The organism is Paenibacillus lutrae, assembly GCF_009757775.1.
Taxonomy (GTDB): Bacteria; Bacillota; Bacilli; order Paenibacillales; family NBRC-103111; genus Paenibacillus_F; species Paenibacillus_F lutrae.
This window is the reverse complement of record NZ_RHLK01000001.1, coordinates 142,667-157,427: the sequence shown is the minus strand read 5'-3', so window position 1 is coordinate 157,427 and position 14,761 is coordinate 142,667. Positions and strand designations below refer to the sequence as shown.

The following is a 14,761-nucleotide window of genomic DNA, read 5'->3' as shown; positions in this document are numbered from 1 at the left end:
ACATGGATTAATCCGTTTAGTTATTCTAAATTAGCGCACCAGCTTATTATATCAGAATCATTTCCATAGTTTTCCTAAAATTTTTTTTGTATAAAGATGGGCGGCAGCATAATGGTAGAAGAAGCCTTCAACAAAATGAAAAAAAGTCCGCAAGCTAAACTTGCGGACTTCTATCCTGCATACTTCTCCATGATTTAAGCTTCTGCATGAACGGTTTTGGATGCAAACATACTCGCTTCGCGGTAATTGACATTCATTCTCAGAATACCCGCCAGGTTGCGATCGATATCTCCTTGCTCATACATTCTTTGAATTTCATTCCGTTCAGCCTGGATCGCTTTCAACTCCAGCTCCCTGCTCTTCAAGCTGGGCTTGCTCCTGGAAGAACCTCGGTATCTGTCGTTCTGTAGATGCAGCTCCATATCGCGGTAATCAGCAATGACCGAATGTACCGTATCCTTATTGTCCTGGGTCTCCAAATGCTTCATTTGTTCAATGGCCGCGTTAATTGCCTCCAATTTCAATGCTTTGAACGTATCCCAGCTTGGATGCGAAGGCGTCATTAACCCTTTTCTGCTCCTTTTAAGCATTCGGGACAAAGCTGATCTTGCCAGAATCAACAGGATTTTCACCTTCAGCCGGTTCGTCAGGATCAGCTCCATCTGGCTAAGCGAAGATTGGAATCTGTCTGCAAGCTCCTGTGAGATTTTCTTATCCAGCAGCCACTCTTCGGCGACTCTTCGTTCTGTCTTCAATGCCTCTAAACGAATGCCGACTGCTGCTTTCCAGCCTTCCCCGAAGTCTGATTTGCCTTCCAATCTCGTCTGCTGCAGACGCCGGCTATAATCGGAAATCAGTTCCAGCACTTCCGGTGTATTCTCATCGTCCATCTCTTCACGTACCGAGCGCAGCCCGGCACTAAGCACCTGGATTCGCGCACTGCGCTCTTCTTCAATCCGGTCCCGGGTATCCGTACCGGGTTCTTCGGGCCTGCAAGTCAGCAGGGGAAGGAGCACGCTGGCCGAAATTAGCGTCAGCAGGATGACACCTGCACATATAAACAGGATCAGGCTCCGTTCGGGGAACGGGCTTCCATCCGCCAGAATCAATGGAATGGAGAATGCGGCCGAGAGTGTCAAGGCGCCACGCACTCCAGAGAGAGCGGTCAGCAGCGCCGAACGGATCTCCCGGTCTGTGGCCCACACCCATAAGAACCTGAGCGTCATCAGCACGGCAGTAATCACAAGAATATAGCCGATTACTTGTCCGTTCCTGTATGCGGGGTCCTCCCATATTTTCACTACAACACCTGGTATTTCGAGCCCGAGTAAAAGGAACACAAAACCATTCAGGGAAAAAAGAATGACCGACCAGGTGCTATCCGATACGACACGAAGACGGTATGAACTCGACTCCAGCCGATCTCTCTCGACCGCATGAACGACTCCTGCCGCTACGACAGCTAGAATCCCCGAAAGATGAAACTCTTCGGCAGCCAGATAGATGAGAAACGGTGTAAGAATGATTATGAGCATGTGCAGCGTTACATCTTCTATACCGAGGCGCCGGAGGAACACCCTCAGCCAAATGATCATAAAGCCAAGCAGCGCACCAATGAGCAGTCCGCCAGCGGCGATGACAATGAAGCTCCCGATTGCTTTGGGCAATGAGAACTGCCCGCTCACGGTCGCCATGATGGCAAAATTGAACGCAACCAGCCCGGATGCGTCATTCATCAGCGCTTCCCCTTCGAGCAGACGCATGATTTTGCCGGGCAGCTTGACTCGTCCGGATAGAGAACCGACAGCTACCGCATCCGTGGGCGACAAAATCGCCGCGAGAGCAAACGCAGCCGACAGCGGAATCGCCGGAATAAGCCAGTGAATAAACGGACCCGCAATAAGGATGGTGGCAAATACCAGTCCGAGCGCCATCAGCAGAATGAAACCGCGAAGCTTCCAAAGTTCGTCACGCGGAGTGATTTTCCCGTCATTAAAGAGCAGCGGCGCAATAAACAAGACCAGGAACAATTCGGGATTCAAAGGCACATGATATAACCCCGGCATATAGGCTGCCGCTACTCCAAGCGCGATCTGAATAAGCGGCACCGGAACGAACGGAATAAAGCGGTTGATAACATTGGACAAGCCAATGAGCACGAGCAGCATCAGCACCATGATAAATAGTTCCATTTCGTCTCTAGCCCCTTACGCAATAGTAAAGAATACTCATATACACATACAGCTAGCCTGCCCAAAAATGGATATAAAAAGCCAAATTCCTCTCCTTAACGTACCGGAAAGGTTCATTTAAGCAAAAGGGAGCGACAACCAATAACGTAATGGCTAAGACAGTTTACACCAAAAAAAGCCGGCTTTCCTACGCTAGGATTACCGACTTTTTGGTTGTTGTTTTCAGGTATCGTACTCGTTAACGTTGACGCAGATGATTCTTGAGGCCAAGGCTTTTTTAATGTAATCCTTTTAAAATAAGCGTAGTAAGCTCCTTTTAAAATAAGCGTAGTAAGCTCCTTCTACCTTAAGCTTACCTGCCAATTAGACTGAATACCAATCTGAGTCTTTCTTTAGGTAAGAAAGAACGATATCTCAAGCTGAAGTTAATAGACCACTGGAAAACGCGTCAGAATAGGATCATAATAAATATTAATCGGCGTATTTTTGCTTAGCGGCATCGATCAAACAGGGCTCGTTACCGCCTCTCTGATGAAAACCTCATTGTTGGTATCTACTTGCTGAAAGGAGTTACAAATCGTGTGCGACAATATCACAGGTGTTCAGTTAAGCCAGCGGTTTTATGATAATTATATTGTGCCTCGTCTTTCGTCTGCCATGCCCACGTTATCGTATGCATCAGCGCTTGTCGGCACAGGTAGCGAAGTTCTGGGTTTCGATACACCAATGTCGCGCGACCACGACTGGGGGCCGCGTGTGCTGATATTCGTCCGTGAAGCCGACGTATCTCAGCGTGAAGCCATTTATGCGGCCCTCCATAAGGCAGCCCCTGCAACGTTTAATGGTTTCCCGCTTGAAGTCGATCAAACGATTGTGACCACAGTTCCCGCCTATTTCGGCAGACGATTGGGACTCTCACCCCTCAGATTGTTCGGGGGTTTGGAGCTGCTCGACTGGCTGACTATCCCTGCTCAGACATTGGCAGAGCTTACAGGTGGTACCGTCTACCGGGATGATATCGGCGAGCTGACAGTCGTTCGCGAGCATCTGAGTTTTTATCCGCCGGATGTATGGCTATTTCTGATGGCATCGGTTTGGCACCGTATCGGACAGGAGGAACACCTTATGCCCAGGGCAGGCTTTGCGGGAGATGAACTGGGGGCGGCTCTTATTGCTTCTCGACTCATTAGGGACGTCATGAGTCTTTGCTTCCTAATCGAACGGCGCTATGCCCCTTATCCCAAATGGTTCGGCACCGCCTTCCGGCAACTAGCTTGTGCAGATGAGTTATTGCCTCATCTGCAAGCAGCACAGAACGCAAAAGAGTGGCGAGAGCGAGAGCAAGCACTATCGACAACCTATCAAATTGTCGCACAGATGCATAATGAACTGCAATTGACCGAACCAATTGAAGTGAAGGTAAATCTCTTCTTCGATCGGCCGTTTTCGGTAATCGGGGGTAATCGTTTTGCAGATGCATTGGTATCCAAGATAAAGGATTCATCTCTCCGCAAGCTTGCTGCCTTTAGGTTCGGCGGTATCGACCAAATCAGTGACAACACTGATTTTCGCGCTATCCAGGAACGTTTCCAGTCACCATCTGGCGAAACTAACCCGCTTCGCGCTTTCTTTGACCGCTTGCTGTAGATTACGCTTACGGGGAAGATTGCTTGAACTTCACTGACTTTACGAGAACCGGACTTCCTTTAAGAATCCTTTTTTTTCATGTGATGTGCTGCTCAGCGTACGAGTTTTTCCGTTTCTTGAGGTGATTCCCCATATGCTTCCTCTTGCTCAATCAGATGCCGGGTGCAGTTATACAGCTCGCAGCTCCAAGTACGGAGATCATAGTGCAGGACGGACAAAGACGTATTATTCAAGAACGTATCCCTGCCTGTATCCGGTGCAAGATGTCTCAGCATCGTACGAATAAAAGACCCGTGGCTGACGATCAGTATGTTCTCTCCGGGGTATTTGGCGGACATTTCCATGAGGAAAGAAGTACCTCTGGCGATCATACTCTCGGCGCTTTCTACCCCAAGGTTCTGCTCTCGCCAATTAACTCCCCACTTGGCCACCCGTTCCGCTTCCGTGGTTCCTTCGATTAGTCCTCCGCCTGCTTCCCGTAATCTTGAATCTAGATGAACCTTCGTATCACGGGTAAGGGGGGCTAATTGGTTAGCGGTTTGCAGCGCACGCAGAAGAGAACTGGAGAAAACCCGGTCCCATTGTTCATGACTAATTCGTTCAGCCAGTCTGGATGCTTCCTTCAACCCGTCTGTATCAAGCGCAATGTCCGAGCTCCCCTGAATTCTTCCTTCCTTATTCCACTTCGTACTCCCATGCCTGACGAATCCGATTGTAATCAATTTAACTCCTCCTGTTATTTAAAGTGCTGTCTGGCTGTTATTTCTCCATTAAAGCTCTATTTACAAGAGCCTGGTTGTATTGTTTGAGCTCATGTCTATTCATGGTCCCAAGGGTACGCCGGATTTGATGCAGCATATAACAGATTCTGAACAGAGTTCCTATTACAATCGCTGCTCCAATCGCATAGCCATAGATTTCAAACCAAATAAGTACATAGACTAAAGGAAAACAAGCCAGAATAGTGCCGATTAGCTTCATAGGGGTTAACCTCCACTCGATTATATATATTTAATATCATTAATCATTAATCTTATTAATTAAATTCTTGCAGTCCATTTATCCAGAATAGGTTCAAGCTCCAGCAGATCTCTTACGATTCCATCATACTCAAAATCATCCGGATAGTAGTTGTCCTCTTTCCAGATTCCTCGCATACCTGCATACCGGCTCGCAGCAACGTCATTCACAGGATGATCCCCGATATAAACACAGTTATCCAGTTTAATCTGCAGCCTTTCAGCCGCCATTCTAAAAATTGCCGGGTCCGGTTTGCGAAGTCCCGCCTGTTCTGAGATCAGAATGTCATGGAAACAAGAGCGAATTCCAAGCGCATCTATATTGGCTGACTGAAAATCTTTAAATCCATTCGTAATCATGCCAAGCTTGTACCCTTTCTTCTTGAGGCTCTCTAATAACGGCAGGGTATGCGGAAAGGATACGGCGTACTTTGGAAATCCATTTAAATAATCGTCCAGCAGTTCTTCCCATGTATAAGGTAAACGATACTCTTCGATAAGATGCTGATACACTTTATCTTTCCAGACGTATCCCCTTTGGTCTAATTCAATAAACCGATTTATAAAAACTTGTTTGTCCTCTGCATAGGTTGTGAACAAGCTGTCATACTGGGCATCGGCAAAATGAAGCAATGAAAGATTCCTGTCCAGCAGAGTCCCGTCTAAATCAAATAGGACGCCTGTAACCATCTCTTTTCCCCTTTCGTTAACCGATTCACAATGAATTGTCATCGATCCCTAGACTGTATCACTTAGCTTAGTAGGAAATTCAATACGACTGTATCGTTTTCCTTTTCTATATGTAGATTTATCAGAGAACTGCCGGAGCAGCTCCACTCTTGACTTACATTAGCGACATTTGAAACTGGGTGACCCTTCCTTCTATAAATGAAAAAGCGGAGTAACTGCCGCTGCAGTTCTCCACTTTCGTTTCCCGTTTGATTGTTCATTTCTTCATAGACTTATTGTGTTCTTTTTCTGTTCTTGTCAAAGTGTAATCTACTTTTCAAAAAATTCTTTAGCATATTGTACAACGCCATTAGGGATTGCGGACAAAATAAAAATCCCCGTTTCCGGGGAGGTTTTTTTAGTTTTGCAATGTGACGCATTAAAGTCTATGCCGCTTACAAAGAAGGCCAACGGGCCTTGCAGGTTCATACCCTTTTGTAAAACCGGGTTAACCGGTCAGTAACTGCCAAAGTATCATACGATCATAATCGAATTAAGACTCTACGAATCCATAATAGGAGACCGATCGGAGACACTGGATACTCGCGCTTTTCTTCCGAATTTGGACCGCAGGTAGGGCAGTAAATAATAATCGACGCCGAATTTACCCGCATTTGCGCCAGCAGCTACTACGAACACACCCAGAAGGATCATCCATGGATTGGTACTCACTGTTCCGGCAAACATGTACATGAAGTTCATTAACAGGCCGAAAAACGCGGCAGCTGTCGTTAAAGCACCCAAAATTAGACCTAATCCGACAAGAAATTCGCCCCATGGTACGAGAGTGTTAAACACGCCAATACCAGGTAATGCAACATTTTCTAGAAAAGCATGATACGTAGGGTATACCAATTCATTCGTTGCTTTGTCGACAACCGGCTTGGAAACCGCCCCTTTAATAAAGCCGGAAGCATCAAATCCACCCGTAATTTTGCCCCAGCCTGCGGTCATCCATTTCCAGCCAAGATAAACCCTCAATATGAGCAAAAGCCCTGCTGCATAGCGGTTTGTTCTCAAAAATTCCATTTTATTTCTCTCCTTTTTTAAATAAGATGCTTGTAAGTCGGACAAGCTGTAAACGTTTTCATAAGACAACTTAGAAAACTTTATGAATTTTGCTTATCATTCCCCTCGTTTACAACCTTTGGTAACTACTTTTTCATTGTAGCTTATCTTTTTCCAGCTTTCAATTAGTTTTAGAAATATTAAAGACCTATTTTTTTTGTCGAAAATGAAAGATAGCTTTTCAACCCGATTCTGATACTATAAAAGTAGAGGCTCCCTGGAGGAGTCTTATTTGTTCATGAGGAGGAAACAAGAATGGAAAGGGTTTGTCATGCACAGCCGGTTGAGATGGATTTGAGAATGGAAGGTGAGATCTTCTATGAACCATAGTCTCTTGGGCGCCAGAACGCAGCTTATTCAACAATTGGTGTATTTTGACGAGGAATTGACTACATTTCTGGAAGCTTATACGCCTAATCAGTCCAAAATCCGCAGCACAACCAGGCAGCATCTAATGGATTATTGTCTTGAGTTAACACGGCTCATGCAAGAATTTAAGGAAGAGATACTTCATTCCCGCGTTTTAATTGGAAGCCGGGTCCTTGTCCGCTATATGGACGATCAAGAAACCGATTCATATACGATTGTTTTTCCATCCAAAGCTGATCCGAATATCAACTATATTTCATTCCTCTCTCCGATCGGAAGCTGTCTGCTTCTGGGAGATGTCGGAAAAGTATGTTCGATTGAGACGCCTTCCGGTATTTCTGTTATGAAAATCGAAAAAATCGAGTTTCGAAATGCCGGTGACAGATAGCTGTCCCCAGACACAAATAAAGCTTCCGAACGGGATCATTCCCGGGTCGGAAGCTTTTATATTGTTGCTCCGCATTATTTCTTATCTGGGAAGCGTGAATTTGACCGTTTCTTTGTTGAACATATCTTTGCCGTCTTTGCCGCGGAACGGTCCGAATTCCAATTCAAATTTCTTGAACGTCTCGAATTCGTCCTTTCTCATGAGGAATACATGCAGTTTCTCCCCTTGCGCACCCGCTGCAAGCTCACCAGGTGCACTTGGTTCCACGCCGCCTTGAGACAGCACATTGCCGCGATTCTCATCGATCCGGACTTTGGAACCGATGCTGTTAAGAAGCAGCGTCTCGCTTGACTGGTTGTCGAGCTTGATTTTGACGGTAAGCGCCACGATTCCGTTGTCTCCGAAGTTCTTGAAGCGCTCTTTATTATCAGGCGTAGGAGTAATTTCCGTATACTGAACGCCTTCAACCGTTACTTTGACACCGCTTAGCTGTTTGGTTTCGTTAATATCCGCTTTCTCGAAAATCATCTTCTTATCCGCCATATTATCCGTTACCAGGCGGTCCGGGTAAAATTTAGAATAAGCTTCCGCCTGCTGTTTCTGATCCTCTCCAATTATAAAGTCGAATGTGGCATTTCCTTTGAAACTGCCTTTGAACTCCTTGTTATCCGCAGCTCCACCTTCGATCACGAACTTAGGTTTTACTTTTTTGAGCGCATCAAATTCCTCATTCGTCAGCGTAAAAGTAACATAACCTGTGAGCTTCTCGCCTGCTCCATATTTAGAGGTCTCTGTTTCGACCTTGGATTTCAATTGATCCTCTTTCTTGACGAATGTCCGGTTCAAATCTGCCGATATAAAATCCGAGCTTGTGATTTGCAGGCGGTATTTATTCGTCGGATAATACATAGCTTTGCCTGTACCGTTCTCCATGTTTACTTTGGCGGTTACCACGTAGCCGTCCGTCTGATCGTTGAAAGGGATGGCCATGTCTTTGCTCATACCGGTAACCTTAACAATTTGATATTCTTCAATGTTGATTTTAAAGCCGTTCATATCATGCGTATATCCGGGTTTGCTGTTTGTATACACAACTTCTACTTTGCCTTTAGACTGCTCCGCGATGTTCGGATTAAGAACCGTATCTTTGCCGCCGGCAGCAGGTGTACTGGGTGGGGTCGGAGACGGCGATACCGAAGCGGCGGGCATACTGCTCTCTTGCGGTGCACCTTTGTCTGAATTGGCTTCTCCTGTTTGGTTCCCATTCCCGCATGCCGTGGATGCCAACAGCATCGCAGTAATAAGGGTGGAACCGATGATTTGCTTCTTCCTCACGTTGTCACAACCTTTTCTATGTATAGATCAAATTCATTAAGACTTAACCCAAAAAAGTTAATAATGAAACAACTAATCTATAAAAACAATAATATATCTTTTAAATAAGAATAAAAAAGTCGATATAATGAACTATACGCAAAAGTAACATAAAAAAACCGCCATTATATGGCGGCAATCATCTGGCCTCATCTTCTATTCATATTGGGCTGTTATGGCTCTGGCTTCCTCAAGAACGCGCTGCTTCAGCTCTGGCGGCTCGATTATATATATATTCCGTCCGTGTCCCAGCAGAATTTCGCAGGCCGACTCCAAGGTACGGAACTCAATGTCCGCTTCTAAGCAGTCGTCTTCAACGGGCGAAGAATGAAGAACATTCACATACCACTGAGCCGCCAAACGCTGGAGCGTCCGTTCCTTAAGCCGCAGACGAGCCGGATAACGGGGCAAGTTATAACGGAAAGCCGCGGTCGATTCCTCCCAGTAAGCGGCTAGATCAAAAGACTCCGGACGTTCGAATGTTTCATTCAGCGCAGCCGCATCCGTGAGGCGTGAAATACGGTAAGTCCGCATACTGTTCTCTACGGAGGCGATCAGATACCAGATGCTTCCTTTGGCGACAAGACCCAGTGGATCAAGTATCCTCTCCACATAATCCTCTTCCCTCTTGTATCGGATTCGCAGCCTCCTCTCATCCCATACGGCCTCCTGGATGAGAGATAAGAAAGGCAGCTGCCCTTCATGCTGGCGCCATCCGGCTCCGTCGATATGAATGCGCTGCCTTACAAGCTCAGCCTCCCTATGCAGGGAGACCGGGAAAGCTGCGAGGAGCTTCTGGAATGCATCGTCGAAAGCTCCTCGCAGCCCGAGGTCTTGAACCAGACCGGATGGATGAGCGAGCATGAGAGATTTCATCTCGCCGCTTTTCATTCCGGTCAGATTCGTCCGGTAACCCTCGCGCAAGGTCCATCCGCCGTGGCTCCCCCTCTCGGCCACCACAGGGATTCCCGCAGCGCTGAGTGCCTCCATATCCCGGTGAATGGTCCGCTCGGATACTTCCAGCCTATCCGCCAGCTCACGGGAAGTCATACGGCCTCTATTCTGCAAGGCCAGCAGAATGGCGATAAGCCGGTCCGCTCTCATCGGGTTCACTCCTTCTTGATTTGTACCGTTCGCGCATCATCTCAGAGCCCGTTCAATGCGGCGTATCTGCCCCAGTGAGGCCGGTTCCCGTCCGCATCGGTAAAATCGTATTCTTCAGACAGTCCCCATGTACTGAGCGCCTGCCCCGTTTTATCATGGACCTGCGGGTCCGCAGCCAGAGCCGCCACGGCACGGCCGATATATACCGGCGTTTCGGACATTAGGAAATGCGGGTCGGTCTTAGCCGCTTCCTGCCACGTGCTCTCCGTTACGCCAAAGTGATCGAGCATCGCTTCAGAGCGGAGAAAACCCGGTGTAAGCGCCACGGATGTTACCCCGTAAGGTTTCAAATCCCCGGCCATGGCGGCTGCAAGATGAATCGCAGCTATTTTGGCCAGACTGTAGTACAGATTCCCCCGGTACCGGTAATCTACCCCGTCTGTAATCTCGATGATAAGCCCCTGCTTACGGGCTGTCATCATAGGGGCGCCGTAATAGCTTGTCAACATGTGCGAGTGAACGGCTCTCTGCTGCATGAGTATACCGTTATCCAGCGAATGCTGCCAGAACGGCGTCCCCCACTCCGTAAGGGGATCTCCGCCCCAGACGTCATTAACGAGCAGGTCCAGCTGTCCGCTTTGCTCCTCTTGAACCCGGTCGAACAATGCCTTCACATCGGATTCTACCGTATGATCGGTCCGGACCGCAATTCCTCTGCCTCCACCCGCTGTTACCCTATCGGCGGTCTCCTCGATTGTCTCGGACCGGTTCATGCTGGAGAGGTTCCCTCTAGTGCTCCGGCCTGTGCAGTACACGGTTGCCCCGGCTTCTCCCAGCATGGCTGCAATCCCTCTTCCCGCTCCCCGTGTAGCCCCGGCGACTATCGCTACTTTACCCCGCAATGATTGTCTAGCTTCCATGATTTCACTCCATTCTTGTATGTTGTACTTCTTCTTTTACTATACCGGGGATATATGACAACCTTTGTCATATTGAATGCGCAGTCTGAGAATGGAGCAGGAACAGTGCCCTTCTGTGCGAAAAGTAAAAACGGCCGCTTCTGACATCACTGTCATTGAAAAGGGCCGTCCTTATTTGTTTGCCACTATTCTGTCTTTACTATACGAGGCAGAGGTGTCATGTTGAGAAATATTTTTGAATAATATCCGCAATCATTTGGCTCTTGATCGGCTTAGAAAGGTAATCATCCATTCCTGCCTGGAGGTATAGTTCCCGATCCCCTTTGAGTGCATTCGCGGTTACAGCCACAATCACGGGACGCTTGTCCTCATGGATCGTTTCTTTGATCATTTGAGCGGCTTCCAGCCCGTTCATCACAGGCATCTGCACATCCATGAAGATCAGATCAAAGGAATCATAAGCCACCGCGTGCAGCACTTCTTTGCCGTTATTCGCTACTTGGATGCGGTGCCCGTGTTTTTCCAGCATTTTACGGAGGACAAATTGATTCGTCTCATTATCTTCAGCCACGAGGATATTCAGCTTTCTTGTCTGATGTTCTTCCATGCCTGACTGCAAATCGCCGGTAGAGTCAAGAGGCTCCGTATGAACGGCTGTTAACCGGACAGTAAACGCAAAAGCCGCTCCGGATTCATTCGATTCTTCCAGCCAAATCTCACCGCCCAGCAGCTCGACAAGCTTCCTGCTTATCGCCAGCCCGAGACCTGTCCCCTGGAATTTGCGGGTCATAAAGTTCCCAAGCTGATAGAAAGGCTCGAAAAGCTGATCTGCCTGATCAAGCGGTATACCGATACCCGTATCTTTAACTACGAATTTGAGCTTAACGCTCTCCGAATCCTGATCAAGCTTAACGACGGACACCGCTATCCCGCCCGTATACGTGAACTTGATGGAATTTCCGATCAGATTTATCAACACCTGTTTGAGCCGGTCAGAGTCTCCGATCAATTGCGCAGGAACATCAGAAGACACCTGCCAGCTAATTTTGAGGCGCTTTTCTTCGGCTTTGGCCGAAAGCAGGCTCACGGTTTCACGAACGCAGTTCCGCAGATCAAAAGCCTCCGCCTGTAAAATGGTCTTACCGGATTCAACTTTGGCGAAATCAAGAATATCGTCAATAATCTTCAGCAGCGCATCCCCGCTTTTACGGATAATATCCAGATACTCCAGCTGCTGATTGTCCAGAACTGTCGTCTCCATCAGAAGATCCGTCATCCCGATTACGCCATTCATCGGCGTGCGGATTTCATGACTCATCATCGCGAGGAATTCACTTTTGGCTTTATTCGTGCTCTCGGCCGCTTCCTTGGCAATCAGAAGCTTTTTTTGTTCCGTAATATCTTTGGCAATCACATAGAAGCCAACTTTAATATTGTTAATAATAATCGGGACAATGTTACTTAGAATTTCCGCCACATGACCACTCTTATGTTTGATCCATTCAATTTGGTTATGGGAGGAGTTGTCTTGCAGACAATCGCCCAGTACGAGCTTCAGCTGATTCTCACCTATAAATTCAGAGAAAATAGTTCCGGAGAGTTCGCTTATCTTATAACCGGTCAGATTCTCCGCCATTACATTCCCATTCATGATATGACCGCTCAGATCGAGAGAAAAGATAGCATCATGGTTGTACTTTTTAAGCGATGTATATCTTTCGATCGTTTCCTGAAGCTTGAACTCTGCATGTTTGCGGTCCGTAACGTCCTGTACCGTCCCGTTCATCCGGATCGGCTTGCTGCTCTCATCGAATGAAACGACTCCGCGCAGATGAAGGTATTGAACACTGCCGTCTTTCCTTACATACTGGTACTCGTAGTTCAGATCGTTTCCTTCCAGCGCTTTCTGCACCTTGGCCTTTAACGGCTCTCTGTCATTCTCTTCTACGAAATCAGCGAGCTCGAAAGGCCGTCCGTCCCTCGCCCTCCTGCTCCGGTTGTAGATCCGGTAAACTTGATCCGATACGGTGACAAGATTCTCCTGCACCCGCCATTCCCAGCTTCCGACAGCTGCTACGCGCATAGCTTCAGCCAGGATATCTTCCTGATGCTTCCGCTCGGTGATCTCACGTCCGATTGCCAGGACATAATTCTTCTCGCCTTGATTACTCGTTACAAACTGGAAAGACGTTTCCAGCCACATATATTGCCCATTCTTATGGCGGAAGCGATATTGGAGCAGTGACTCACTATCCTTGGTTTTGTCTTGAATGATTTTGAGATCATCAGGGTGAAACAATTCATAGTTGTTTCGCCCAATCAGCTCTTCTGGACGATACCCGAGTATCTTCGCTGTAGAAGGGGAGCAGAACAGACAAATCCCGTCCCGCGATGAAATGTAAATCATCTCGTGGGCATAGTTTGCAATCAGCTCGTACAAGTGATTATTCTCATGAGACTGGACTGTTTCAATCCCGCCGGTTTCCCGAATGTAAGCTATATAATAAGAATCGGTCCCCTCCTGTTGTCCGCTTATGAGCGTAAGCTCAGCGGATAATCGAACGGAGTGGCCTTTTCTATGCAGGAAGTCAAATTCCAACAAGTTATGAGGAGCGCTTTCATTAAGGTCCATCAAGCTAACGGGCATAAAAGCATTCGTATCTGCGCGATTCTGGACATGCCGCCCGAGCAGTTCGCCTGCCTCAAAACCAAGCATCCGGCATAAAGCAGGATTGACCTGCAGGAAATGGCCGTCTGTAGATAACTTAGCGATACCTATGGGAGCGCATAAATAAAGCTGTTCGTAAAAATCGTTCTGTCCATCTGATGCGCTATGCATATTAAACCCCCATCCCAGTATATATATCCCTATCATAATCCTGTTCGGGATAAATTGCGACACATTCGCTTAAAAATACGCCTTTCTTTTGACATAATGTCATCATTTAAAGGCGTTTTCCTGCAACTCAAAAAAGACTGCGTCTCAACGCAGTCTTACATGTTGTGTACGTTCAACTGCTTGAGGAAGCCGGTTGTATTGTCCATGTTATACGGACACTGCCCTTCAGTTTCTTTCCTGTAAGAATAAGACGGTATCGCTGATCTCCACCGGCCGGGATTTTATACTTCCTGTCGTCTATATTCTCCAGCCCGACATAACGGTCCTTTTCATCAAGCACATGAAATCCGTTGCCGCCATTTGCCATCCCCCACGTAATCGTGAATTCAAGCTCCTGTCCTTTAGCTATATCGATCGGCACTGCTTTGTATCCGTTCAAATAAGTGAACTTAGCTTCGTAAGACGTCTCCAACCTGACTTCGGTCCATTCCTCGGTGACTGTAAAATCTGTCCGGGCTGCCGCCACTAACAAACTTAGAATGAGTATGGAGCCTGAGGCAATCTCCCGGAATTTGAATCTCTCGCATAATTTAAGAATGCCGTAATAGATTAAAGAGCTTCCTACCCCCAAGATGCCTGCAAACATAAACAGCCAAACATTATCGGATAAGAAAGGTAAGAACGGAGCGAACCCTCCCAAAATATAAAGCAGAAGGCTCGCTATTTGTTTCCGTTCGCTTGGTGTTCTCCAAATAATCACATCGGCTATAAGGGAAAAACCATTTGCATATCCAAAAAAAATTACCCACCAAAACCTCATACGGATCGCTTCAGAAACTCCAACCCAATCAAATCCGGAAGTAAAAATGATGACGATCCCATAGAGGAGAAAAAGCGAACCTGAAGCAGCTAATTTTGAAAACACACCCCTTGCATATTTCGCCATCCGATTCTGATCCGTCATATCTCTCCCCCTCTTCAGAGCTGTACAGAAACTGCCAGCTCTTACTTCTAATCGTATCAAAGAGTAGTCAAACAGATCAGTTCTAACTTTTATAGAACCGTTGACGAAACTTGTTCTTTCCTATCAAAAAAACTGCTGACCCGAAAGT

12 protein-coding genes are annotated in these 14,761 nt (G+C 47.1%); 2 read left to right on the top strand and 10 right to left on the bottom strand.

Annotated elements, in window-relative coordinates; all coding sequences use genetic code 11:
• Positions 1 to 194: 194 nt before the first annotated feature.
• Complete coding sequence (locus EDM21_RS00720; RefSeq protein WP_157331945.1) at positions 195 to 2,192, bottom strand: Na+/H+ antiporter; 1,998 nt, start codon at positions 2,190 to 2,192, stop codon at positions 195 to 197.
• A 579-nt stretch (positions 2,193 to 2,771) separates the two neighbouring features.
• On the opposite strand from EDM21_RS00720, the gene EDM21_RS00715 reads away from it, so the two are divergent.
• The gene (locus tag EDM21_RS00715) at positions 2,772 to 3,839 is read left to right on the top strand and encodes a DUF4037 domain-containing protein (protein ID WP_166541762.1); all 1,068 of its coding nucleotides are present in this window, start codon (positions 2,772 to 2,774) and stop codon (positions 3,837 to 3,839) included.
• Between the two features lie 92 nt (positions 3,840 to 3,931).
• Here the strand turns inward: EDM21_RS00715 and EDM21_RS00710 are convergent, their stop codons facing one another.
• The 4 genes from EDM21_RS00710 to EDM21_RS00695 all read right to left on the bottom strand — a co-directional run bounded on the left by EDM21_RS00710 (position 3,932) and on the right by EDM21_RS00695 (position 6,616).
• The gene (locus EDM21_RS00710) at positions 3,932 to 4,561 is read right to left on the bottom strand and encodes a histidine phosphatase family protein (protein ID WP_157331943.1); all 630 of its coding nucleotides are present in this window, start codon (positions 4,559 to 4,561) and stop codon (positions 3,932 to 3,934) included.
• 37 nt (positions 4,562 to 4,598) lie between these two features.
• Positions 4,599 to 4,820 (bottom strand): hypothetical protein, encoded by a 222-nt coding sequence (locus tag EDM21_RS00705; RefSeq protein ID WP_157331941.1) that lies wholly within the window; start codon positions 4,818 to 4,820, stop codon positions 4,599 to 4,601.
• Between the two features lie 59 nt (positions 4,821 to 4,879).
• Positions 4,880 to 5,548, bottom strand: coding sequence for an HAD family hydrolase (locus tag EDM21_RS00700; protein WP_157331939.1), 669 nt, complete (start codon positions 5,546 to 5,548; stop codon positions 4,880 to 4,882).
• A 540-nt stretch (positions 5,549 to 6,088) separates the two neighbouring features.
• Positions 6,089 to 6,616, bottom strand: a complete 528-nt coding sequence (locus EDM21_RS00695) for a DoxX family protein (RefSeq protein WP_157331937.1) — start codon at positions 6,614 to 6,616, stop codon at positions 6,089 to 6,091.
• Positions 6,617 to 6,974: 358 nt separating this feature from the next.
• On the opposite strand from EDM21_RS00695, the gene EDM21_RS00690 reads away from it, so the two are divergent.
• Positions 6,975 to 7,412, top strand: coding sequence for a GreA/GreB family elongation factor (locus EDM21_RS00690; RefSeq protein WP_157331935.1), 438 nt, complete (start codon positions 6,975 to 6,977; stop codon positions 7,410 to 7,412).
• Positions 7,413 to 7,493: 81 nt separating this feature from the next.
• Here the strand turns inward: EDM21_RS00690 and EDM21_RS00685 are convergent, their stop codons facing one another.
• The 5 genes from EDM21_RS00685 to EDM21_RS00665 form a co-directional block, all read right to left on the bottom strand.
• Complete coding sequence (locus EDM21_RS00685) at positions 7,494 to 8,747, bottom strand: DUF5068 domain-containing protein (RefSeq protein WP_166541761.1); 1,254 nt, start codon at positions 8,745 to 8,747, stop codon at positions 7,494 to 7,496.
• Between the two features lie 195 nt (positions 8,748 to 8,942).
• Complete coding sequence (locus EDM21_RS00680; RefSeq protein WP_157331933.1) at positions 8,943 to 9,890, bottom strand: helix-turn-helix transcriptional regulator; 948 nt, start codon at positions 9,888 to 9,890, stop codon at positions 8,943 to 8,945.
• 41 nt (positions 9,891 to 9,931) lie between these two features.
• Positions 9,932 to 10,810 carry an SDR family oxidoreductase gene (locus tag EDM21_RS00675; protein WP_157331931.1) on the bottom strand — a complete coding sequence of 293 codons (879 nt, stop codon included), beginning with the start codon at positions 10,808 to 10,810 and terminating at the stop codon, positions 9,932 to 9,934.
• A 217-nt stretch (positions 10,811 to 11,027) separates the two neighbouring features.
• Positions 11,028 to 13,649 carry a PAS domain S-box protein gene (locus EDM21_RS00670; protein ID WP_166541760.1) on the bottom strand — a complete coding sequence of 874 codons (2,622 nt, stop codon included), beginning with the start codon at positions 13,647 to 13,649 and terminating at the stop codon, positions 11,028 to 11,030.
• A gap of 172 nt (positions 13,650 to 13,821) precedes the next feature.
• Positions 13,822 to 14,613: an LTA synthase family protein gene (locus EDM21_RS00665; RefSeq protein WP_157331927.1), complete on the bottom strand. Its 792-nt coding sequence runs from the start codon at positions 14,611 to 14,613 to the stop codon at positions 13,822 to 13,824.
• Between the last annotated feature and the right edge of the window lie 148 nt (positions 14,614 to 14,761).